We start from the raw sequence: 20,935 nt of genomic DNA, 5'->3' as shown, positions 1-20,935 counted from the left end.
CGTGACAGCCACCCGCAGCTTCTCCCGGCTGGTGGTCGGCACGCTGGGGTCAGTGAGCCTCGTGGCCGGCCTCGCCGCCTGCAGCGGCGGGGCGACGGATGCGGCCGGCACAGCCTCGCCCACAGCCAGCGCGAGCGCCACCCCTACCCCGACGCCCACCCCGACTCCCACCGAGTGGGACGCGGACGCCTCGGCGGACTGGGCGGCGCGCGTCTTCCCGATCACCGGCACCGACCAGTACGTGCTGTACCAAGACGGCCAGCTCGCCGCCGCCGAAGAGAGCGGCTCGAGCGTGGCCGCCGACACCCCGCCGGGCACGTACGAGCTGCAGCTGTCTTGTCAGGGCGGTGCGGAGAGTGCGATCACGATCACCGTGACAGCCGCCGGGGCTGCCACGACCCGGCTCAGCGCACCCTGCGACGAGGGCGTCCAGACCGCCCCGGTCACTCTGGTGAACACGGGGGTGACGGTGGCGGTCAGCGGCGAAGGCGACCAGCACGTCGTCTGGGCGGCCGTACTCGCCACCGAACCGCTGGCCTAGTCGGCTCGCGCTGCGGCCAGGGCTCGCGGCAGTGCCCCGGTCAGCCCATCTGGTTCTGCTTGGCCTTCACCGGCAGCAGGAGCAGCAGCCCGATGAACAGCACCAGCATGATGCCCAGAATGCCCCAGTAGGTGGCGCCGAAGATCGTTACCATCAGCGCGAACGCGGTGGGGGCGAGGAAGCTGGCGGCGCGGCCGGTGGTGGCGTAGAGGCCGAACACCTCACCCTCGCGCCCCGCCGGGATGATGCGGGCCAAAAAGGTGCGGCTGGCGGACTGGGCCGGCCCGACGAACAGGCAGAGCGCCAGGCCCGCGGTCCAGAACACGATCTGGCCGCCGTCGTGCAGCAGGAACACCAGGCTGCCGCTGACGATCAGGCCGATCAGGGCGGTGACGATCACCGGCTTGGCCCCGAGCCGGTCGTCGAGCACGCCCACGGTGATGGTGGCGATGCCGGCCACGACGTTCGCGGCGATGGCGAAGATGATCACCTCACCCGGGGAGAAGCCGAACGCGGAGGAGGCGAGCACCCCGCCGAAGGTGAAGACCCCGGCCAGGCCGTCGCGGAAGATGGCGCTGGCGAGCAGGAAGTAGACCACCTGGCGGTTGGTCTTCCAGAGCCGCGCCACGTCATGCCCGAGGTCGACGTATGACCGGAGGAAGCCCACCTTGGCCCGCTTCGCGGCATCCGGCGCCCGGTACTCTGGCACTCGCAGCAGCACCGGCAGGGCGAAGAGGCCGAACCAGGCGGCGGAGATGAGCATGGTCACCCGAACGGCCAGGCCGTTCTCGCTGGTGACGCCGAACAAGCCCACCTCGGGGTTGATGAAACCGAAGTAGACGATGAGCAGCAGCACGATGCCGCCGATGTAGCCCATGCCCCAGCCGAATCCGCTCACCTTGCCGATGGTGCGCGGGGTGGAGACCTGGGCGAGCATGGCGTTGTAGCTCACCCCGGCGAGCTCGAAGAAGACGTTGCCGGCTGCCACCAGGAACAGGCCGAGCAGCAGGTAGTCGGGGGAGGCCTGCACGAAGAACATGGCAAAGGTGAGCCCCACCACGATGAAGGTGTTCACGCCCAGCCAGAACTTGCGTCGGCCCGACGAGTCCGAGCGGGCGCCGGTGACCGGGGCGAGCACGGCGATGAGGAACCCGGCGATCGACAGTGCCCAGCCCAGCTGGGCGGCCACGGTGTCTTCGTTGCCGAACGCGTCACCGGTGAGGTAGACCGTGAAGACGAAGGTGGTGACCACGGCGTTGAACGCCGCAGACCCCCAGTCCCACAGGCTCCAGGCGAACACGGCTGCGCGGGTAGGGGTCGGAGCCGCGGGGGCGGGCGCGGCGCCGCTGCCGCCGAGTGTCTCGGTCATGAGGAAAGACTAAGGCTGCCCGGTGAACATTGGGCGACGGAGGCGGCCGCGTCGGTGATCGCGTCCCGCCGGCTTCACTGCGCTGGGGCCTCGGGTTCCAGCGACTGGTACATCACGTGCAGGCCGACGAACCCGTGCACGGGGTGCCGGAAGGCGGCCGGTACGGTGGCGAGGATGCGGAACCCCAGCGACTGCCACAGGCTCACGGCGTTGTGGTTGGTCTCCACCACGGCATTGAACTGCATGGCCCGGTAGCCCGCGTAGCCGGCCTGCGCGATCACGTGCTCCGCCAGGGCACGGCCGATGCCGCGGCCGGCGGCGTGCGCGGCCACCATGAACCCGGCATTGCAGACGTGCCCGCCGGCGGCTGGCTGGTTGGGATGCAGTTCGGCGGTACCGAGCACCCGGCCATCGTCATCCGCAACGAACACCCGCCCGCCCGGCTTGCCTGTCCACCAGGCCCTGGCGTCGGCTTCGGAGGTGTCCCGGGGCCAGCAGTAGGTTTCGCCGGCGGCCACCACATCCCGCAAGAACGGCCAGATCTGCGCCCAGTCGCTCTCACGTGCTTCCCGAATTTCCATCCCCCTAAATTACCGGGTGAGCGAGGGCAATTCCCGCAGCGGATGAGGCGTCGGGGCGGCGGATAGCCCCCTGCGAGTCGGCGTGTAGCCGGCCAAGGCACCTCGACGGTGTCATCGGGGATGAGGCAACGATTCGCGGGCCACGCAACGATTCGCGGGCCACGCGCCGATTCGCGCGTGGCGCGCCACCGGCGCAGCGGCGCCCGACCCGCGCGTCGCATCCCCGCGGCATCCCCCGGCATCGCCCGGCATCGCCGTGCTGCGCCGACACCCTCATTCGCCCGCCGCTCAGGCGCTGCGCTCCTCCGCCCGGGTCAGCGCTTGCGGGGTCTGCGACGAGTCGCGCTCCGTGCCGACCGGGACGAGCTGGAACGGGCCCGGCGGGAGTTCGCCGCTCGCAGTCGGTCGGGGTCACCGTTGCCGCCGCCCATCCACTCGATCACGAGCTGGGCGATCTCGCCGAAGAAGGCAGTCGCGCGGTGGGTGAATCGCAGGAGCAGGTTCATGCGTTCACCGTAGGAGGGTCACCTGCGTCGCCCCTGTGTGCGGGACGTGCGGCCCTTACGGCGTTCACAGCGTGCGGGGGTGCGAGGGCGTCCGCCACGGGCGCGGGTGCGGGTGCGGGTGCGCGGGGTGCGAGGGCGTCCGCCACGAGCGCCCATCGAGGTGCGCGGGATCCGCGCCGATTCGCGCGTGGCGCGCCACCCGCGCAGCGGCGCCTCGCCCGCGAAGCTCAGGTAGCGGGCGCTCACCATAGGCGCCGGACCCCGACCGTCAGCGGTCCCGGCGGGAGACGAGGGGGGAGGCGGCCAGCACGGTGCGGCCCGCGGCATGGATGCGGGGCAGCATGTCGACCAGGGCGATCTGGCTGAGCTGTAGAACATCGCCGGGGTGCACCCGGGCGGGCGGTTTCACGGTCACGTGCGCCCGAAAGTCGTCGCCGGTGAACGCAGGTTCGTCGGGCTCGGCGGCGAACGGGCGGATAACCGCCACCAGGGCGTGGTGCAGCCGGGTGAGGTCGTCGTCGGGCTCGATCAGCGTGACCGGCACGTTGTGCCGGCGGCCGAACAGCGCGTCCTCCCCGGCCCGCACCGTGAGGGGTGGTTGGGCGCGCACGGCGGTCTCGATGGCCGTCGCGATGTCGGCCGGGGCGGCATCCGTGAGGAAGGGCGGCAGCACGGTGATGTGCAGCGGCCAGTCGGCCACGGCGAAACTGGAGCCCACCGTGAGCGGCGTCAGCGGGAGAACCACAACGAGCCGGGGCATGCCCACAGGTTACGCGAGCTGAGAGAAAAGCCCGAAAAACCGGGAGTTTTTGGGGCTTAGCTCACGGTTCGCGGGCCGCGCGCGGTGGGCGCGCCGGGCAGGGTCACCGTGAAGGTGGTGCCGGCGGGCGAGGACTGCACACCGATGGTGCCGGTGTGCGCCTCGGCTATGGAGAGGGCGATGGCCAGGCCCAGGCCGGTGCTGCGGGTGCCGGGGGTGCCCTGCGCGCGGGACGCGTCGCCGCGGGCGAACCGTTCGAAGATCACCGGACGCAGCTCCTCGTCGATACCGGGCCCGTCATCCTGCACGGTGAGCTGCACCGGCATGCCGGGCCCGCCTGTGCGCAGCCGAGCGGTCACGGTGCTTCCCGCCGGGGTGTGCACCCGGGCGTTGGAGAGCAGGTTCGCCACCAGCTGGTGCAGCCGTTCCTGGTCGCCGGGCACGAGCACCGTCGACTCCGGCACCTCCGCGATCCAGGTGTGGTCCGGCGCCGACGCGCGGGCGTCGTTCACGGCGTTCAACAGCAGGTCGGCCAGGTCCACGTCTTCCACCTGCAGGTCCTGGCCCTCGTCGAGGCGGGCGAGCAGCAGCAGGTCGCTCACCAGCGAACTCATCCGGCGGGCCTCGGATTCGATGCGCGCGAGCGAGTACTCGGTGATCTCCGGCAACTCCGCGCTGTCCTGCCTGGTCAACTCGGCGTAACCCTGGATCGCGGCCAGCGGGGTGCGCAGCTCGTGGCTGGCATCCGTGACGAAGCGGCGCATGCGCCGGTCGGTCGCCGCCCGCACGGTGAGGGCGGTGTCGACGTGTTCGAGCAGCTGGTTGAGCGCCTCGCCCACCTTGCCGATCTCGGTGCCGGGGTCGGTGTCGGCGGCCGCGACCCGGGTGGAGATGCCGTGGTCACCCACGTCGAGCGGCAGCGAGGTAACGGCGACGGCGGTATCGACCACGCGGGCCAGCGGGCGCAGGGCCAGGCGCACCACCACGATGGTGCCGGCCACGGTCACCAGCAGCGCGAGCACGGTGAGGATGCCGATGGCCAGGCCCTGTCGGGTAAGCGCCATCTCGGCGGCCCCCAGCGGCACCCCGGCCACGAGCACCTCGCCGTCGTTCACCTCGGTCTCGATGCGGTAGCTGCCCAGCTCGCCCAGGTCGAGGGTGCGGTTCTCGCCGGCGGTCTCGGGATCGGCCACGGCCGCCTCGATCGCCGCGAGCGCGTCGTCGGCGGGCACCACCGCGCCGGTGTCGGAGAACAGGGCGGAGTCGATCACCGCTCCGTCGGCGACGATGGCGATCACCGTGCCGCGCCCGTGCCCCACGAAATCGACCAGAGGTTTGTCGTGGCCGCTGCTGCCGCGGCCGCTGGAGTCGGCATCCGGAGCCCCGCCGAACTTGTCGACCGACCGGCTGAGCGCCGACATCGACGCGGTCAGCTGGGTGTCGGCCACGGTGTTCGTGGAGGCGCTGAGGGTGACGATGCTCAGGATGCCCATGAACAGCAGCACCGCGGCGACAACACCCGCGATGCCCACCACGAGTCGGCGTCGCAGTGTCCACGGGGCACCGCCGCGCCGGCTTTCAGCCGACGCCACTGGCACGGCGCTCACTCGGCCGGCCGCAGCATGTAGCCGACGCCGCGCACGGTGTGCAGCATCGGGGGCCGGTCGGCGTCGATCTTCTTACGCAAGTACGACACGTACAGGTCCACGATGCTGGCCTTGCCGGCGAAATCGTAGTTCCAGACCTCGTCGAGAATCTGGGCCCGGCTGAGCACCCGCAGCGGGTTGCGCATGAAATAACGCAGCAGGTCGAACTCGGTGGTGGTGAGCATGACGTCGTCGTCTCCGCGACGCACCTGGTAACTGGTCTCGTCCATCACCAGGTTGCCCACAACGAGCGCCGCCTTCTCCTCCGACACCGCCTGCACCGTGCGGCGCAGCAGCCCCCGCAGCCGGGCCACGAGCTCCTCCAGGCTGAACGGTTTGGTCATGTAGTCGTCGCCGCCGGCGGTCAGGCCCACGATGCGGTCGTCCACCGAGTCCCTGGCGGTGAGGAACAGCGTAGGGGTGCTCGACCCGTTGGCGCGCAGGTTGCGCAGCACACTCAGCCCGTCGGTGTCGGGCAGCATGATATCGAGAATGATCACGTCCGGCCGGTTGTCGCGGTAGGCCCGCAGGGCGTCCTGCCCGTTGTGGGCCACGTCGACCACCCAGCCCTCGTAGCTCAGCGCCAGGCTCACCAGGTTGGTCAGGGTGTCCTCGTCGTCCACCAGCAGAACCCGAATCGCCGTTCCGTCCAAACGGTGGATGCGCGGCAGCTTCGCCAGCACCGCCCGGCGGCGCACGGAATCCGCGATCGGGTCGGGGGTCAGGGAGGGTGGCACACGTTATTGTCCCAGCGCTGTCAACCCCGGCAGCGGCGGTCGAGTCGATTCATAGACGATTCAAATTTTTGCAGGCCACACCCATTGGGGGGCCGATTACTCTCGCGTCCATGACGCACATCGAACGACTCGTTATCCCCCGGGAGACGCTCCGGGGCACCGAGTTCGGCCTGGGCGCGCTCCTGCGCCGGGTCGCCCACGCTGTGCCCGGACTGCACCGGCCCCGCCTGCTGCGCGGCGCCCGGCTGCCGAGTCCGGTGGATGCGCCCCGCATCGACACCGACCGGCTCACCCTGCGCCCGCACCGGCTGAACGACGCCGCCGAATGGTTCGCCCTGCAGTCCGACCCGCGCACCGTCAAGTACATCGACTGGGAGCTGCGCAACCGCGACGAGTCGCTCAAGCACCTGCGCGACCGCACCCGCAAGACCCGCCTCTGGCAGGCCGACGACTTCCTGGCGCTCGCCGTCGAGCACGACGGCGCCCTGATCGGCGACGTCTCGCTGCACCTGCGCACCGTCGAGGCTGAGCAGCGCAGCGCCGAGGTGGGCTGGGTGTTGAACCCCGAGCACAGCGGCAACGGCTACGCCACCGAGGCCGCCGCCGCCATGGTGCGGTTCGCCCTCGACGACCTCGCCGCCACCACGGTGACGGCCGTCATCGACCGCCGCAACGAACGCTCGGTCGCCCTCGCCCGGCGGTTGGGCTTCACCCACTACTCCTCCACGCCCACGCACGTCACGCTGGCGATCTCGCGCTCGTAGCCCGCGCATCCGCAACGCCTGACCTGCGCCCCCGCCGATTCGGCGGCGGGCGCGGGTCTTTTTTGTGAGAATGCTGAGAGTTGAGCGTGTTCGACTCAACTTTGGCGACCCCAGCTTGACTTAGGATTTCGGGCGGTGCCACACTTGAGTCAGCAACACTCAAGTCTTAGAAATACGCCTTGAACCCCATCTTTTGAAGGAGATACTCTCACATGGCTCGTGCAGTCGGCATTGACCTCGGAACCACCAACTCGGTGGTGGCCGTTCTCGAGGGTGGAGAACCCACCGTCATCGCAAACGCTGAAGGCTTCCGCACCACGCCTTCCGTCGTGGCATTCACCAAGGACGGCGAAGTACTCGTCGGCGAGACCGCCAAGCGTCAGGCCGTCACCAACGTGGACCGCACCATCTCGTCGGTCAAGCGCCACGTCGGCACCGACTGGACAGTCGCCATCGACGACAAGAAGTACACCCCGCAGGAGATCTCCGCCCGCATCCTGGCCAAGCTCAAGCGCGACGCCGAGCAGTACCTGGGCGACAAGGTGACGGATGCCGTCATCACCGTTCCCGCGTACTTCAACGACGCCGAGCGCCAGGCCACCAAGGAAGCCGGCGAGATCGCCGGCCTCAACGTGCTGCGCATCATCAACGAGCCCACCGCGGCCGCCCTCGCCTACGGCCTCGACCGTGGCAAGGAAGACGAGCTCATCCTGGTCTTCGACCTCGGTGGCGGAACCTTCGACGTGTCCCTGCTCGAAGTGGGCAAGGACGACGACTTCTCCACCATCCAGGTACGCTCCACCGCCGGCGACAACCGCCTCGGCGGCGACGACTGGGACCAGCGCATCGTTGATCACCTGATCAAGCGGTTCAAGGACTCCACCGGCGTCGACGTCTCCAAGGACAAGATCGCCAAGCAGCGCCTCAAGGAAGCCGCGGAGCAGGCCAAGAAGGAACTCTCTTCGAGCATGTCCACCAGCATCCAGCTGCCGTACCTCTCCCTCACGGAGAACGGCCCGGCCAACCTCGACGAGACGCTCACCCGCGCCCAGTTCGAGAAGATGACCGAGGACCTGCTCGACCGCACGAAGAAGCCGTTCCAGGACGTCATCCGTGAAGCCGGCGTCAAGGTCGAAGACATCGCGCACGTTGTGCTCGTCGGTGGCTCCACCCGTATGCCCGCCGTGTACGAGCTCGTCAAGGCCGAGACCGGTGGCAAGGACCCGAACAAGGGTGTCAACCCCGACGAGGTCGTCGCCGTGGGCGCCGCGCTGCAGGCCGGCGTGCTGAAGGGCGAGCGCAAGGACGTTCTGCTCATCGACGTCACCCCGCTGAGCCTCGGCATCGAGACCAAGGGCGGCATCATGACGCGCCTCATCGAGCGCAACACCGCCATTCCCACCAAGCGCAGCGAGACCTTCACCACGGCCGACGACAACCAGCCGTCCGTGGCCATCCAGGTCTTCCAGGGCGAGCGTGAGTTCACCCGCGACAACAAGAACCTCGGCACCTTCGAGCTCACCGGCATTGCGCCGGCTCCGCGCGGCATCCCGCAGGTTGAGGTCACCTTCGACCTCGACGCCAACGGCATCGTGCACGTGTCCGCCAAGGACAAGGGCACCGGCAAGGAGCAGTCGATGACCATCACCGGCGGCACCGCGCTGGGCAAGGAAGACATCGAGCGCATGGTTCGCGAGGGCGAAGAGCACGCCGCTGAAGACAAGCGTCGCCGCGAAGCCGCCGAGACCCGCAACACGGCCGAGCAGCTCGCCTACTCGATCGAGAAGCTGATCAAGGAGAACGACGAGAAGCTGCCCGAGGACGTCAAGTCCGAGGTGCAGGGTGATGTCGACGCTCTGAAGTCCGCTCTCGCCGGCGACGACGACGACGCGGTCAAGACCGCGTTCGACAAGCTGAACGAGAGCCAGGGCAAGCTCGGCGAGGCCATCTACGCCTCCAGCCAGGCGGATGCCGCGGCCGGCGAGCCCGAGACCACCGCACCGGCCGACGACACCAAGTCGGATGAAGACGTTGTCGACGCCGAGGTTGTCGACGACGAGGACGAAGCGAAGAAGTAATGAGCGACTCCAACCGTCCGGGCGATTTCCGTCCTGAAGACGAGTTCGCTGCTGCGGGAGCGCCCGAATCGGGCGCCCCCGCGGCGGGCGGGCCCGGCTCCGGGACCGACGCCGAGGCCGAACTGGCCGCGGCGGTCGATGCGACCGAGGCTTCAGAGGTGCGCCAGGGCGAGACGCCCGACACCGACGACGCCGCATCCGCTGAGGGCATCGAAGAAGACGAGCTGACCGTGCAGGACATCCTGGACGCGGCCAACCTCGAAGCCAACGACCCCTCGAGCGAGCACCTCGCCGACCTCAAGCGGGTCACCGCCGAGTACGCGAACTACCGCAAGCGCACCGAGGCCAACCGGGAGATCGAGCGCGAGCGCGTCACCGGCGAGGTCGTCAAGGTGCTGCTGCCGGTACTCGACGACCTGTACCGGGCCGAGAAGCACGGTGACCTCGAGGGCGACTCAGCCTTCGCGACCATCGCGGCGAAGCTGCGCGCCAGCACCGAGCGCATCGGCCTCAAGCCGTACGGCTCGGTGGGCGACGTGTTCGACCCCACCGTGCACGAGGCCATCTTCCAGCTGCCCACTCCTGATGTCGACGTGGAAACCGTCGGCGACGTCGTCGAGACCGGCTACTACCTCGGATCCTCGCTGCTGCGGGTAGCCAAGGTCGTCGTGCAGGTACCGAGCGATGGCTAGCCAGGACTGGTTCGACAAGGACTTCTACAAGGTTCTCGGGGTCTCGAAGGACGTCTCCGCCGCCGACCTGAAGAAGGCGTATCGCAAGCTGGCTCGCAAGTACCACCCCGACTCCAACCCGGGTAACCCCGCAGCGGAGGCGAAGTTCAAGGAGATCAGCGAGGCCCACTCGGTGATCGGCGACCCTGAACAGCGCAAGGAGTACGACGCCGTGCGCGCCATGGGCGGAGGGGCACGCTTCACCGCCCCCGGCCAGGGTGGCCAGCAGGGTGGCTTCGACGACGTCTTCGGCGGCATGTTCGGTGGGGGAGCCCGGCAACAAGGCTACTCCTACGAGCAGGCCGGCTTCGACGACATCCTCGGCGGAATGTTCGGCCGTGGTGCGCAGGGTGGCGGTGGCCGGTTCGGCACCTCCACCGGCGGCTTCCGCGGCGCCGGCGGGCCGACCCGGGGGCGCGACGTGATCGCGTCGACCACGGTCGACTTCATCACGGCCACGCAGGGCGACCAGATCACCCTGCAGACCCAGGAGGGCCGGCCGATCAAGGTGAAGATCCCCGCGGGGGTCGCCGACGGCCAGAAGATCAAGCTGCGCGGGCAGGGGCAACCCAGCCCGGACGGCGGCGAGAACGGCGACATCGTGCTCACCGTCACCGTGCGCAAGCATCCGGTGTTCGAACGCGACGGGCTCAACCTGCGTGTGAACGTGCCGGTGACCTTCGTCGAGGCCACCCTCGGCGCCACCATCGAGGTGCCCACCCTGGGTGGGCCCCCGGTGAAGCTGCGGGTCACGCCCGGCACGCCCAGCGGCCGGGTACTGCGGGTCAAGGGTCGCGGCGTGGTCACCCCCAAGGGCACCGGCGACCTGCTCGCCGAGGTTCAGGTGGCGGTGCCGTCGCACCTGTCCAAGGACGCCGAGGAGAAGCTGCTCGCTTTTGCCGAGGCGCTGCCCAACGAGAACCCGCGCGACGAACTGTTGCAGCGGGCCAAGGGATAGCCACAGCGCATGGATGAGAACACCCGGGTCTTCGTGATCAGTACCGCCGCAGAGCTTGCCGGGATGCACCCGCAAACCTTGCGGCAGTACGACCGGCTCGGGCTCGTCAGCCCCGGCCGCACGCCGGGCCGCTCGCGTCGCTACTCGATGCGCGACGTGGCCCGGCTGCGGGAGATCGCCGACCTGGGTGCAGAGGGCGTCAACCTGGAAGGCATCCGGCGCATCCTCGCGTTGGAAGACACCGTACGCGCGCTGGAAAGTCGCGTCGGTGACCTGGAATCGGCGCTGGCCGACGAACTGCTCAACCGTCCGGGCCGCCGCGTCTTCGCGGCCGGCCTGGCCGGTGACGTCATCTCGATGCGCGCCGGCACCCGCACTCGCCGCTCCAACCAAATGGTCATCTGGCGCCCCCTCGACAAGTAGCCCCGCCCCAAGCCCCCGCGAACTGTGACTTAAGCACCTCCCCGGCGCGTTTTTCGGTGCTTAAGTCACAGCTCGCGGAGCTGGGGTGGTTCTGAGCGGGAGGCGACTGAGTTGTAGGGTTGCTGAATGGAACTGCGTCAGCTTGAGCACTTCGTGACGGTCGCCGACGAACGTCACTTCACCCGGGCAGCCGAGTTGCTGCACATCTCCCAGTCGGGTCTCTCCGCCTCCATCCGGGCCCTCGAGATCGAACTCGGCACCTCACTCTTCATCCGCAGCACCCGCCGGGTCGAGCTCACCGCCGCCGGCCAGGCCCTGCTGGCGGATGCGCTGCGCACGTTGGCCAGCGCCGCCGCGGCCCAGAACGCGGTCGCCGCCGTGCGCGGCCTGATGCGCGGACGCCTCACCGTCGGCGCCGAACCGTGCCTGGGCTCGGTCGACCTGCCCGCCGAGCTCGCCCGCTTCCGCACCGCGAACCAGGGTGTCGAGGTGCGGCTGCGCCAGGTGGGATCCGTGGAGCTGATCGAGGGCGTGGCCAGCGGCACGACCGATGTGGCCCTGGTCGTGGTGACCGGCGACACCCCGCCCGGGGTGCGCCTGCACCCGCTGAGCAGCCAGAAGATGGTGGTGCTCTGCCACCCCGACCACCCCGTGGCCGGGCTGGCCGAGGTGGACCTCGAAACGCTCCGAGCCGAACCGCTGATCGGCTTCCAAGCCGGCTGGGGCGCGCACATGCTCGCCCGGCGGGCGTTCGCCGCCGCCGGCTTCGAGTACCGGGCGGCGATGGAGGTCAACGACGTGCATCCGCTGCTCGAACTGGTCGGCTACAACCTGGGAGTGGCGATCGTGCCCACCAGCTTCGCGCTCAAGCGCCCCGACGACCTGGTGGCCGTGCCGCTTCCGGCCTCGGTGCCCGAATGGACGGTGGCCGTGGCGGTCGCCGACGAGCCCAGCCCGGCCGCGTCGGCGTTCCTCGAGCAGCTGCTCGAGGACGTCGCCGCCGCGCAGGCTGCCTCGGTGCCGGCGGCGGCGCCGGCCGTCAGCGTGTCCTCGGCCGCCTGAACGCCTAGAGCGCCAGCGGGATCCGCTCGGAGAAGACTGTCTTCACGGGCGGGGCCGCGAGCACTTCACCCAGACGGCTGGCGCCCTCCGGCGTGGTGCGCCAGGCGGCGTAGGCGTCGTGGTCCGCCGCGCTGGCCCACGTCTCGACCACGATCACGTGCGCGGGATCGGCGTCGTCCACGATCACCTCGAGTCCTTCGTTGCCCGGCCAGGCGCGGGTGGCGGTGAGGACCTCGGTGAACAGGGCCGGCACGATGTCGAGCTTGGTCGGGTCGAGCTGCAGGGCAAGGTGAACGATTGCGGTCATTGGTGCTCCAAATTCAGGTGAGTACTGCATCCAGGTGAGTACTGGGCATAAGCGCGGCAGTCGCACAGGAATTCCCGGCCACCACCGCTCTCGGTCAGGCCGCGTCGAGCGTGGCCAGTTCCTCGGCCGACAGGGTCAGTTCAGCCGCCCCGGCCGAATCCCGGATGCTCTCCGGCCGGCTCGCACCCGGAATCGGGATCACCCACGGAGACGCCGCCAGGTGCCAGGCCAGCGTGACAACCTGCGGGCTCACCCCGTGCGCATCCGCCACCCGCTGGAACGGGGCGAAGCGGGTGCCGAGGTCCGCGGCCGACTTGATGCCGCCGAGCGGGCTCCAGGACAGGAACGCGATGCCGAGCTCGGCGCACAGGTCGAGTTCGGGCTGGCTGCTGCGGAACGCCGGCGAGTACTGGTTCTGCACGCTGGCGAGCCGGCCACCGAGGATGTCATACGCCTCACGGATCTGCGCCGGGTTGGCATTGGAGATGCCGGCCAGGCGGATGGTGCCCGCGTCGAGCAGGTCGCGGATGGCGCCGATCGAGTCGGCGTAGGGTACCGCCGGGTCGGGCCGGTGGTAGTGGTACAGGTCGATCGCGTCGCCGCCGAGCCGCTTCAGCGACGCCTCGGCGGCCTGCTTGAGGTACTCGGGCCGGCCGTCCACGTACCAGGTGCCGTCGCCGGGTCGCAGGTGCCCACCCTTGGTGGCCACCACCACCGCCGACGTGTCCCCACCCCAGGAGCGCAGCGCCGTGGCGATCAGCGTCTCGTTGTGGCCGACGTCGTCGGCGTGCAGGTGGTACGCATCCGCCGTGTCGATCAGGGTGACGCCCGCGTCGAGGGCGGCGTGGATGGTGGCGATGGAGCGGGCCGCATCGGGCCGCCCCTCGATCGACATGGGCATGCCGCCCAGTCCGATGGCGCTGACGGTGCGGTCGCCGAGCTGGCGGGTCTTCATAGGGGCTCCGTTCGAGGGGGTGGTCAGAGGGTGGAGTGTGCGGCGACGAGCCGGTCGAGGGTGGCGTTCACGGCCTCATCCACCACCTGCTGCTCCGGATGCGCATCGAACCAGTCGATCACCTCGCGGAAGCCGAGGGCGACCGGGGTGGTGCAGACGAAGTCGGGCACCAGCGCGGCGACCTTGCTGTTGTCGAAGATCACCGAGTGCGAGCGGTCGCCGAGCAGCGGACCGCTCCAGTCCGGGTTCTCCGCGGCCATGGCGTCGCTGGCCACGTGCACTATCTGCGGTGCGGGAGCGCCGGCCGCGCGGGCGAACTCGGCGTAGATCGCATCCCAGGGCAGGTACTCGTTCGAGGTGATCGTGAAGCTGTCGCCCACCGCCTGCGACCGGCCGAACAGGCCGACCAGGGCCTTGGCGAAGTCAGTGCTGTGCGTGAGGGTCCAGAGCGAAGTGCCGTCACCGTGCACCACCACCGGCTGCCCGGTGCGCATCCGGTGGATGTCAGTCCAGCCGCCGAGTAACGCGATCTGGGTGCGGTCGTAGGTGTGCGACGGGCGGATGATCGTGACCGGGAAGCCCTGCTCACGGTAGGCCTCGAGCAGCACGTCTTCGCAGGCGATCTTGTCGCGGGAGTACTGCCAGAACGGGTTCCGCAGCGGGGTGGAGTCGCGTACCGGCAGCGCGGCGGGCGGCTTCTGATAGGCCGAGGCGGAGCTGATGAAAACGTACTGGCCGGTGCGGCCGGCGAACTGCGCGATGTCGGCGCGCACGTGCTCCGGGGTGAACGCAACAAAGTCCACGACTACGTCGAAGGTGCGGTCGCCGAGGGCGGCGCGCACCGCGGCCGGGTCGCGCACGTCCACGGTGAGCACTTCGGCGGCGGCGGGCACGGCACGCAGGGTGGACTGGCCACGGTTGAGCACCGTGAGGGTGTGGCCGCGGGCAACGGCCAGCTCGGCGGCCGCGGCGCTGATCACGCCGCTGCCACCGATGAAGAGCAGGGTCAGACCGGGTGCGGGCGTCACCAGGCGTAGTCTTCCGGCGCGGTCTTGTAACCGGGGAAGATCTCGTCGAGCCGCGCCAGCGCCGCCTGATCCAGCTTCACGGTGACGGCACGCAGGCCCGCCTCCAGCTGCTCCATGGTGCGCGGGCCGATGATCGGCGCGGTCACGGCGCTCTGGTGCATCAGCCAGGCCAGGCCCACGTCGCCCGGTTCGTGGCCGAGTTCGGCGCAGAAGGCCTCGTAGGCCTCGAGGGCCGGTCGGTACTTCTCGATCTTCGCGGCGGATTCCGGCGACACCCGGCGTCCGCTCGTGTTCTGCTTCTTCAGCACACCGCCGAGCAGGCCGCCTTCCAGCGGTGACCAGGGCATGATGCCCATCCCGTTGGCCTGTGCGGCCGGGATGACCTCTCGTTCGATGTCGCGCTTGATCAGGTTGTACAGCGACTGTTCGCTCACCAGCCCGGTGAAGTTGCGGCGTCGGGCCTCGGCCTGGGCGGTGGCGATGTGCCAGCCGGCGAAGTTGCTGCTGCCGGCGTAGAGGATCTTGCCCTGCGCGACGGCGGTCTCCATGGCCTGCCAGATCTCGTCCCAGGGGGTGTTCCGGTCGACGTGGTGGAACTGGAAGAGGTCGATGTAGTCGGTCTGCAGCCGCTTCAGGCTTTCGTCCAGGCTGCGGCGGATGTTCAGAGCCGACAGCTTGCCGTCGTTGGGCCGCTGGGACATGTCACCGTAGACCTTGGTTGCCAGCACAGTGTTCTCGCGGCGGTCGCCACCCTGGGCGAAGTACCGGCCCAGGATGCTCTCGGTGGCGCCCCGGCCCTGCTTGGAGCCGTAGACATTCGCTGTGTCGAAGAAGTTGAGACCCGCCGCCTGGGCGGCATCCATGATCTCGAACGAGGTGGCCTCGTCGGTCTGCGGGCCGAAGTTCATGGTGCCCAGGCAGAGACGCGAGACTGAAAGGCCGGAGCGACCGAGGTGTGTGTATTCCATTTCCTCAGGCTGCTCCGGTTCCCGGCCGCTGTCCAACAGGAGAACCGGATGCGATCCAGCACTCCCGGTTCTCAATCGTCAGCCGGGTGGCTTCTACTCGGTGTCGAGAGTGCTCTGCCGCGGTCCTTCATTGGGCTGTCGGCTGGCGGTGACCGCGAGGAGGTCCAGGGACATTTGCGGGTTGCGGCGTAACGGCAGGTCCACCACGGCCTGCAACTCCCAGCGCACGTGCAGGTTGTCGATGAGCATCGAGGGCGCGGGCAGACCGGCGGGCGTCTGCACGGTGAACGGCAGATCCACCACGGTGCCGGCCGTCAGGGTTCCCGCTGACCGTACGGTGGCGGTGGCCATCGCGGACTCCGAATGCCGGTAGCCCTCCGACTCGCTGGCGTCCAGATCGGCGTCCTGGTCGGGCCCGCCGAGCACTTCTTCGCAGCGCACCAACTGCACCCGTACGCCCCGGGTGGCGAGTTCGTCGGTGGCGCGCAGCCGCAGGATGCCGGTGAGCGGGGTGCCCGGCTCCAGGATTCGCGAGGAGAGCGCGATGAAGTCCATGGTCATGTGCTCAAGGTTCTCGCCCACCGGCGGGTGGCCGATGTCAGTGGCGCTCGAGCGGCCCCAGGACTGCACGTCGATCAGGCGTTCGCGTTTGATGATCTGGCCGTTGGCGGCGTGGAGCACACAGCGCACCGACCAGCCCACGTCGATCAGGTCACCACGCACCGACGCCGGGCCGTCGCTGGGAATGCTCAGCCGGCCGCTGAGTTCGCGCTTGGTACCGGCCGGAATCGCCCCCAGCGCGGGTAGGGCCACAGTGGTGATCACCTCGGTGCGGCGCTCGCGGGCGGGGAACACCGCGCCGTAGACGTTGCCGCGCCCGTAGGTGTAATTCACTTTACGAATCAGGGAGAGCTCGGCCCGTTCGATCAGCGCCGGCCTCAGCGCGGTGAGGGAGATGCTGACTCCCAGCGACCCGCCCTCGACCACCACCCCGTCGGAGGGAGAAAGTTCCACCGTGACTTGCACTGCAGTGTCGGTTTTTGCAGCGTCTGTTCTTTGGACCACCATGTCGCACCAGACTTCCTCTTGCCCGTCGGCCCGAAAGGAGACGACTTGCGCTCAGTAAAGCCCCGCCGGCGGCGGGGTTCAAGGGGATTGACTTGCCCAGTGGGGTCTGAGTGCCGTCGGTCAGCGGTCGGTCAGCTCCACTGTGGTGGGCGGGTTGGCGCCGGCGCGCGACACCGTGATCGCGGCGCTCGCCAGGGCGGTCTGGCCGAGGCGGCCGAGATCGCTGGCGGCGAGCTCGTTCTGCAGGATCGCCTCGGTGGCCTCACCGACCAGAATCGCGTAGAGCAAGCCGGACATGAACGAGTCGCCGGCGCCGATGGTGTCGACCACGGTCACCGGATGCGCGGCCAGCTCGGTCGTGGCCCCGCCGGCGCGGAGCAGCGCACCCTCGCCGCCGCGGGTGACGGCGAACAGGGCCACTCCGGCGGCCACGTAGTCCCGCGCGATCTGGTCGAGGCTGCGGCCGGGGTAGAGCCAGGCGGCATCCTCGTCGCTCATCTTCACCACATGGGCCGCGGCGGAGAGCCGCTCGACGGCCCGCACCACGTCGTCCCGGCTGCCCATGATGCCCGGCCGCACGTTGGGGTCGAAGCTCAGCAGGGTGCCGGCCGGGGCGGCGGTGAACGCGCTCAGCACGGTGCGGGCGCCGGGCTCGAGGATCGCGCCGATCGACCCGGTGTGCATCAGGGTGCACGGCTCCGGCAGCGCCAGCTCGGGCAGCTCCCAGCTCAGGTCGAAGTCGTAGTTGGCGGCGCCGGTCGCGTCGAGGGTGGCGGTGGCGCTCGACGTGGCACCGGCCGTGACCGAGCCAGGCAACAGATCCACGCCCGCCGTGCGCAGATGGGTCGCGATGATCTCGCCGAAGGCATCCTCGCCGATCTGGGTGACCAGGGTGGTGGGCACACCCAGCCGGCCGAGACCGTAGGCCACGTTCATCGGGCTGCCGCCGGCGTGGCTCACCGGTTCGGCGCCGGGGCGCCGCACGATGTCGATCAGAGCCTCCCCGATCACGAGAGCACGGATGTTCGCGGCAAGCGGGCGGTCAGGCGTCATCGCTTCACCGTATAGCCCAGGTAGACCACTCCGTTGCGGAAGGCGTACTCATCCTTCAGCTCGAGCGAGAGGGCGAGGTTGTCGGGCAGGAACTTCGTGCCCCCGCCCACCACCACCGGGGAGACGAACAGCTGCACCTCGTCGACCAGTCCGGCCGCGAAAGCCTGCGCGGCCAGGTGCGGGCCGCCGATCGACAGGTTGCCGGAGGCGGTGCGCTTGAGCTCCCGCACCGCCTCCGGGTCGAAGCTGCGCTCGATGCGGGTGCGCCGGCTGGACGGTTCGGTGAGGGTGCTGGAGTAGACGATCTTGTCTGCGGCCTGCCAGAGCGCGGTGTAGTCCCGCATCACGGCCGGCTGGTTGTCGTCGTCCAGGTGCATGGTCTCCCAGGCCACCATCACCTCGTACAACCGCCGGCCGTAGAGATAGGTGCCGACGGCCCGTTCGAGGTCGTTGATGAAGGTATGCACCTCGTCACTGGGTGCGCTCCAGTCGAAGTTGCCGTTCTCGTCGGCGATATAGCCGTCGAGGGAGGTGATGCCCGTGCAGATCAGAATGCCCATGGGTTGTGTCCCTTCCGCGGTTGCGCCGCCGCGGTGAGAGCTCACGGCAGCGTGGCGCATCCATTCTGCTCGCCCAGGAGGTCTTGAGGCCAGTCCCAGGGCCAGTCCCTCGGCCACCGCAGCGGCCATCGCAGCGGCCGGGCGCGGAGGTGGCGCAATACGGCGTTAACCCGGTGTCACCATTCGGGAAATGCGCCGCCACTGGAATGACAGGAGTACTTCGACGAAGGGCAGGACTGCGAATGTTCCACATGGGCTGGTTTCTCAACTACACGGTTCCGGGCTGGGGCAAGGACTGGTCGGGCGAACCCGCCCGGGACTGGACCAGCCCCGACCTCTACGTCGAGCTCGCCAAGGCCATGGAACGAGCCCGCTTCGACTACATGATGCTCGAAGACGGTGCGTTCATTCCCGACGCCTATAAGGGCACCGCCGAGTACTACCTCGCCAAGGCCAACCACGCCCCCAAGCACGACCCGGCCATCCTGGTGCCGTTGATCATGCAGGCCACCCGGCACCTCGGCGTGATCATGACCATCGCCACCCCCTACTACCCGCCGTTCGCCGCGGCCCGGTTGATGGCCAGCCTCGACCACCTGTCCAACGGTCGTGCCGGCATCAACCTGGTCACCGCGCACAACGTGCGCACCGCGCAGAACTTCGGCCGCGACGTGCACTACGAACACGACCTGCGTTACGAGATGGCCGACGAGTGGATCGATCTCGTCAACCAGCTCTGGACCTCCTGGCAGCCCGACGCCGTCGTCGCCGACTACGAGGCCGGCATCTACGCCGACCACACCAAGGTGAACCCGATCAACTTCGAGGGCAAGTTCTACAAGTCCCGCGGTCCGCTGAACGCCATCCCCTCCCCGCAGGGCCGCCCGGTGGTGTGCCAGGCCGGCGGTTCCCCGGCGGGCCGGGACCTCGCCGCCAGGCACGCCGACACCGTCGTCGCATCCGTGCCCGGCATCGCCGCCATGAAGGAGTACCGGGCCGATATGAACGAGCGGCTGGTGAAATTCGGCCGCGACCCCCAAGACCTCAAGATTCTCTTCACCATCTCGCCGGTGTTCGGCGAGACCCACGACGAAGCCGTGGCCAAGAAGAAGCGCATCGACGCCACCACCGTGGAGGATGCGCTGGCCCGCATCTCCTGGACCAGCGGCATCGACTTCTCCCAGTTCGACCTCGACTCCCCGCTGCCCACCATCAACACGGATGCGGCGTCGTCCACCACCCTGGGCATGCTGCAGGGTTCAGACCCCACCACCACGCTGCGGGAGATCGCCGAGCGGCCGGTGCGACTGGGCTCACTCGAGGTGAGCGGCACCGTCGACGAGGTCGCCAGTGTGATGGAGGAGGCCATGCAGGAGGTCGGCGGCGACGGGTTCCTCATCGCCGGGCAGCTCTCCCGCCGCTACATCAGCGAGATCACCGACGGCCTCGCGCCGGTGCTGCGCCGCCGCGGCCTGATCCGCAGCGAGTACACCGGGGCCACGCTCCGCGAGAACCTGCGGGAGTTCTAGATGTTCCACATGGGCTGGTTCCTGGGCTACGGCTTCGGGTCTTACGGCTGGAACCAGCAGTGGTCGGGCAATGCCGCGGCCGACCTGGCCAACCCTCAGCTGTTCATCGACCTGGCCACCTCGCTCGAACGGGCCGGGTTCGACTACATGATGATGGAAGACTCCTCGGTCATCCCCGACACCTTCCGCGGCACCATGGAGGAGTCCCTGCGCGCCGGCATCGTGCGGATGGACCCGATGCCGCTCATCCCGTTGCTGGCCGCGGCCACCAAGCACCTCGGCATCGTGGCCACCGCCGCCACCACCTTCTACCCGCCGTTCCTGGCGGCGCGGCTGCTGAACACCCTCGACCACCTCAGCCACGGCCGGGTGGGCGTGAACCTGGTGACCGCGAGCCCGGATGCCGCGGCGCAGAACTACGGCTTGGCCAAGCACTACGAGCACGACCTGCGGTACCGCATGGCCGACGAGTGGGTGCAGGCGGTCAAGACGCTCTGGGACACCTGGGAGCCCGGTGCGCTCACCCTCGACGAGGAGAGCGGCATGTTCGCCGACCACACCAAGGTGCACCGGGCCGACTTCGACGGCGAGTTCTACAAGACCCGCGGGCCGCTCAACACCGTGCCGTCGCCGCAGGGCCACCCGGTGATCTGCCAAGCCGGCGGGTCGCCCGCCGGCATGGACTTCGGCGCCAAGCACGCCGACACGATTCTCGCCTCGGCCGACGGCCCGGCCGGCATGAAGCGTTACCGCGACGACATCTCCCGCCGCATGATCGGCTTCGGCCGTGACCCGAAAGACGTCAAGGTGCTCTTCCTGGTGGAGCCGGTACTCGCCGACACGGATGCCGACGCGATCGAGAAGAAGCGCCGCATGGACGCCGCGAACGAGGGCAACATCGAGGCCTCGCTGATGCGGATGTCGTACATCTCCGGCCTGGACTGGTCGAAATTCGCGCTCGACGAGGAGATTCCCGACCTCACCGGCAAGCACAACGGGCACCAGAGCGTGGTCGACGACTTCCTCAAGGCGGCGGAGGGCAAGACCCTGCGCGAGGCGCTGGCGTCACAGCGCCGGGGAACGGCATCCGTCACGCTCGTCGGCTCGCCCGACACCGTGGCCGGGCAGATGGACGATGCAATGCAGGAAGCCGGCGGCGACGGGTTCCTGGTGGCGATGCCGGTGACCCGCAAGAACATCACCGAGGTCTGCGACGGCCTGGCCCCGGCGCTCCGCCGGCGCGGACTCATCCGCGACGGGTATCTGCCGGGCACCTTCCGCGACAACCTGTTCGCGTACTAGCCGCAGAGC

Annotated in this window: 22 protein-coding genes; 9 read left to right on the top strand and 13 right to left on the bottom strand. The window is 69.2% G+C overall.

Going from position 1 to position 20,935, the window contains the following annotated elements:
- Window position 1 precedes the first annotated feature (1 nt).
- On the top strand, window positions 2–541 hold the full coding sequence (locus CTB96_RS20440; RefSeq protein WP_181397115.1) for a hypothetical protein: 540 nt from the start codon (window positions 2–4) through the stop codon (window positions 539–541).
- A 40-nt stretch (window positions 542–581) separates the two neighbouring features.
- Here the strand turns inward: CTB96_RS20440 and CTB96_RS03485 are convergent, their stop codons facing one another.
- The 6 genes from CTB96_RS03485 to CTB96_RS03460 form a co-directional block, all read right to left on the bottom strand.
- On the bottom strand, window positions 582–1,910 hold the full coding sequence (locus CTB96_RS03485) for an MFS transporter (protein WP_110125510.1): 1,329 nt from the start codon (window positions 1,908–1,910) through the stop codon (window positions 582–584).
- Between the two features lie 74 nt (window positions 1,911–1,984).
- Window positions 1,985–2,491 (bottom strand): GNAT family N-acetyltransferase, encoded by a 507-nt coding sequence (locus CTB96_RS03480; protein WP_110125509.1) that lies wholly within the window; start codon window positions 2,489–2,491, stop codon window positions 1,985–1,987.
- 314 nt (window positions 2,492–2,805) lie between these two features.
- On the bottom strand, window positions 2,806–2,997 hold the full coding sequence (locus CTB96_RS03475; RefSeq protein WP_110125508.1) for a hypothetical protein: 192 nt from the start codon (window positions 2,995–2,997) through the stop codon (window positions 2,806–2,808).
- A 268-nt stretch (window positions 2,998–3,265) separates the two neighbouring features.
- Window positions 3,266–3,757, bottom strand: coding sequence for a 2'-5' RNA ligase family protein (locus CTB96_RS03470; RefSeq protein WP_146215743.1), 492 nt, complete (start codon window positions 3,755–3,757; stop codon window positions 3,266–3,268).
- A gap of 56 nt (window positions 3,758–3,813) precedes the next feature.
- Window positions 3,814–5,364: a sensor histidine kinase gene (locus tag CTB96_RS03465; RefSeq protein ID WP_219993203.1), complete on the bottom strand. Its 1,551-nt coding sequence runs from the start codon at window positions 5,362–5,364 to the stop codon at window positions 3,814–3,816.
- Complete coding sequence (locus tag CTB96_RS03460) at window positions 5,361–6,101, bottom strand: response regulator transcription factor (RefSeq protein ID WP_486601443.1); 741 nt, start codon at window positions 6,099–6,101, stop codon at window positions 5,361–5,363. Before CTB96_RS03460 ends, CTB96_RS03465 begins: the two co-directional genes overlap by 4 nt.
- A gap of 149 nt (window positions 6,102–6,250) precedes the next feature.
- On the opposite strand from CTB96_RS03460, the gene CTB96_RS03455 reads away from it, so the two are divergent.
- The 6 genes from CTB96_RS03455 to CTB96_RS03430 all read left to right on the top strand — a co-directional run bounded on the left by CTB96_RS03455 (window position 6,251) and on the right by CTB96_RS03430 (window position 12,156).
- A complete protein-coding gene (locus CTB96_RS03455) occupies window positions 6,251–6,904 on the top strand; it encodes a GNAT family N-acetyltransferase (RefSeq protein WP_248283190.1) in 654 nt (217 codons plus the stop codon).
- Window positions 6,905–7,116: 212 nt separating this feature from the next.
- Entirely contained in the window at window positions 7,117–8,982 is a 1,866-nt protein-coding gene (gene dnaK / locus CTB96_RS03450; protein ID WP_110125506.1) for a molecular chaperone DnaK, read from the top strand.
- Window positions 8,982–9,674 carry a nucleotide exchange factor GrpE gene (locus CTB96_RS03445; RefSeq protein WP_110125505.1) on the top strand — a complete coding sequence of 231 codons (693 nt, stop codon included), beginning with the start codon at window positions 8,982–8,984 and terminating at the stop codon, window positions 9,672–9,674. Before dnaK ends, CTB96_RS03445 begins: the two co-directional genes overlap by 1 nt.
- Window positions 9,667–10,671 (top strand): DnaJ C-terminal domain-containing protein, encoded by a 1,005-nt coding sequence (locus tag CTB96_RS03440; RefSeq protein ID WP_110125504.1) that lies wholly within the window; start codon window positions 9,667–9,669, stop codon window positions 10,669–10,671. The genes CTB96_RS03445 and CTB96_RS03440 overlap by 8 nt, the downstream gene beginning before the upstream one ends.
- A gap of 9 nt (window positions 10,672–10,680) precedes the next feature.
- Complete coding sequence (locus CTB96_RS03435; RefSeq protein ID WP_110125503.1) at window positions 10,681–11,094, top strand: heat shock protein transcriptional repressor HspR; 414 nt, start codon at window positions 10,681–10,683, stop codon at window positions 11,092–11,094.
- A 126-nt stretch (window positions 11,095–11,220) separates the two neighbouring features.
- The gene (locus CTB96_RS03430; protein WP_110125502.1) at window positions 11,221–12,156 is read left to right on the top strand and encodes a LysR family transcriptional regulator; all 936 of its coding nucleotides are present in this window, start codon (window positions 11,221–11,223) and stop codon (window positions 12,154–12,156) included.
- A gap of 4 nt (window positions 12,157–12,160) precedes the next feature.
- On the opposite strand, the gene CTB96_RS03425 is transcribed toward CTB96_RS03430, so the two are convergent.
- The 7 genes from CTB96_RS03425 to CTB96_RS03395 form a co-directional block, all read right to left on the bottom strand.
- The gene (locus CTB96_RS03425; protein WP_110125501.1) at window positions 12,161–12,463 is read right to left on the bottom strand and encodes a putative quinol monooxygenase; all 303 of its coding nucleotides are present in this window, start codon (window positions 12,461–12,463) and stop codon (window positions 12,161–12,163) included.
- A 94-nt stretch (window positions 12,464–12,557) separates the two neighbouring features.
- Window positions 12,558–13,418, bottom strand: coding sequence for an aldo/keto reductase (locus CTB96_RS03420; RefSeq protein ID WP_110125500.1), 861 nt, complete (start codon window positions 13,416–13,418; stop codon window positions 12,558–12,560).
- A gap of 23 nt (window positions 13,419–13,441) precedes the next feature.
- Window positions 13,442–14,449 carry an NAD-dependent epimerase/dehydratase family protein gene (locus CTB96_RS03415; protein ID WP_219993219.1) on the bottom strand — a complete coding sequence of 336 codons (1,008 nt, stop codon included), beginning with the start codon at window positions 14,447–14,449 and terminating at the stop codon, window positions 13,442–13,444.
- On the bottom strand, window positions 14,443–15,414 hold the full coding sequence (locus CTB96_RS03410) for an aldo/keto reductase (protein ID WP_110125499.1): 972 nt from the start codon (window positions 15,412–15,414) through the stop codon (window positions 14,443–14,445). The genes CTB96_RS03415 and CTB96_RS03410 overlap by 7 nt, the downstream gene beginning before the upstream one ends.
- 93 nt (window positions 15,415–15,507) lie before the next feature.
- Window positions 15,508–16,428, bottom strand: a complete 921-nt coding sequence (locus CTB96_RS03405; RefSeq protein WP_146215742.1) for a vacuolar protein sorting-associated family 26 protein — start codon at window positions 16,426–16,428, stop codon at window positions 15,508–15,510.
- Window positions 16,429–16,602: 174 nt separating this feature from the next.
- Window positions 16,603–17,535 (bottom strand): carbohydrate kinase family protein, encoded by a 933-nt coding sequence (locus CTB96_RS03400; protein WP_110125497.1) that lies wholly within the window; start codon window positions 17,533–17,535, stop codon window positions 16,603–16,605.
- Entirely contained in the window at window positions 17,532–18,095 is a 564-nt protein-coding gene (locus CTB96_RS03395; RefSeq protein WP_110125496.1) for a dihydrofolate reductase family protein, read from the bottom strand. The genes CTB96_RS03400 and CTB96_RS03395 overlap by 4 nt, the downstream gene beginning before the upstream one ends.
- A 251-nt stretch (window positions 18,096–18,346) precedes the next feature.
- On the opposite strand from CTB96_RS03395, the gene CTB96_RS03390 reads away from it, so the two are divergent.
- Both CTB96_RS03390 and CTB96_RS03385 read left to right on the top strand, forming a co-directional pair.
- Complete coding sequence (locus CTB96_RS03390; protein WP_219993202.1) at window positions 18,347–19,624, top strand: NtaA/DmoA family FMN-dependent monooxygenase; 1,278 nt, start codon at window positions 18,347–18,349, stop codon at window positions 19,622–19,624.
- Window positions 19,625–20,926, top strand: a complete 1,302-nt coding sequence (locus tag CTB96_RS03385) for an NtaA/DmoA family FMN-dependent monooxygenase (protein WP_110125494.1) — start codon at window positions 19,625–19,627, stop codon at window positions 20,924–20,926.
- Window positions 20,927–20,935 lie beyond the last annotated feature (9 nt).

The sequence above is a fragment of the Cryobacterium arcticum genome, from assembly GCF_003185895.1.
GTDB lineage: Bacteria > Actinomycetota > Actinomycetes > Actinomycetales > Microbacteriaceae > Cryobacterium > Cryobacterium arcticum.
Note: the sequence above shows the minus strand (reverse complement) of the source record. Positions and strands in the feature narration are given on the sequence as shown.

Excerpts from the sequence above, each read along its gene's own strand:
- CTB96_RS03390 (WP_219993202.1), top strand. The coding sequence starts at position 18,347 with ATGGGCTGGTTTCTCAACTACACGGTTCCGGGCTGGGGCAAGGACTGG.
- CTB96_RS03480 (WP_110125509.1), bottom strand. The coding sequence starts at position 2,491 with ATGGAAATTCGGGAAGCACGTGAGAGCGACTGGGCGCAGATCTGGCCG.
- CTB96_RS03440 (WP_110125504.1), top strand. The coding sequence starts at position 9,667 with ATGGCTAGCCAGGACTGGTTCGACAAGGACTTCTACAAGGTTCTCGGG.
- CTB96_RS03475 (WP_110125508.1), bottom strand. The coding sequence starts at position 2,997 with ATGAACCTGCTCCTGCGATTCACCCACCGCGCGACTGCCTTCTTCGGC.
- CTB96_RS03420 (WP_110125500.1), bottom strand. The coding sequence starts at position 13,418 with ATGAAGACCCGCCAGCTCGGCGACCGCACCGTCAGCGCCATCGGACTG.
- CTB96_RS03410 (WP_110125499.1), bottom strand. The coding sequence starts at position 15,414 with ATGGAATACACACACCTCGGTCGCTCCGGCCTTTCAGTCTCGCGTCTC.
- CTB96_RS03470 (WP_146215743.1), bottom strand. The coding sequence starts at position 3,757 with ATGCCCCGGCTCGTTGTGGTTCTCCCGCTGACGCCGCTCACGGTGGGC.
- CTB96_RS03430 (WP_110125502.1), top strand. The coding sequence starts at position 11,221 with ATGGAACTGCGTCAGCTTGAGCACTTCGTGACGGTCGCCGACGAACGT.
- CTB96_RS03385 (WP_110125494.1), top strand. The coding sequence starts at position 19,625 with ATGTTCCACATGGGCTGGTTCCTGGGCTACGGCTTCGGGTCTTACGGC.
- dnaK (WP_110125506.1), top strand. The coding sequence starts at position 7,117 with ATGGCTCGTGCAGTCGGCATTGACCTCGGAACCACCAACTCGGTGGTG.
- CTB96_RS03455 (WP_248283190.1), top strand. The coding sequence starts at position 6,251 with ATGACGCACATCGAACGACTCGTTATCCCCCGGGAGACGCTCCGGGGC.
- CTB96_RS03395 (WP_110125496.1), bottom strand. The coding sequence starts at position 18,095 with ATGGGCATTCTGATCTGCACGGGCATCACCTCCCTCGACGGCTATATC.
- CTB96_RS03445 (WP_110125505.1), top strand. The coding sequence starts at position 8,982 with ATGAGCGACTCCAACCGTCCGGGCGATTTCCGTCCTGAAGACGAGTTC.
- CTB96_RS03485 (WP_110125510.1), bottom strand. The coding sequence starts at position 1,910 with ATGACCGAGACACTCGGCGGCAGCGGCGCCGCGCCCGCCCCCGCGGCT.
- CTB96_RS03400 (WP_110125497.1), bottom strand. The coding sequence starts at position 17,535 with ATGACGCCTGACCGCCCGCTTGCCGCGAACATCCGTGCTCTCGTGATC.
- CTB96_RS03435 (WP_110125503.1), top strand. The coding sequence starts at position 10,681 with ATGGATGAGAACACCCGGGTCTTCGTGATCAGTACCGCCGCAGAGCTT.
- CTB96_RS03425 (WP_110125501.1), bottom strand. The coding sequence starts at position 12,463 with ATGACCGCAATCGTTCACCTTGCCCTGCAGCTCGACCCGACCAAGCTC.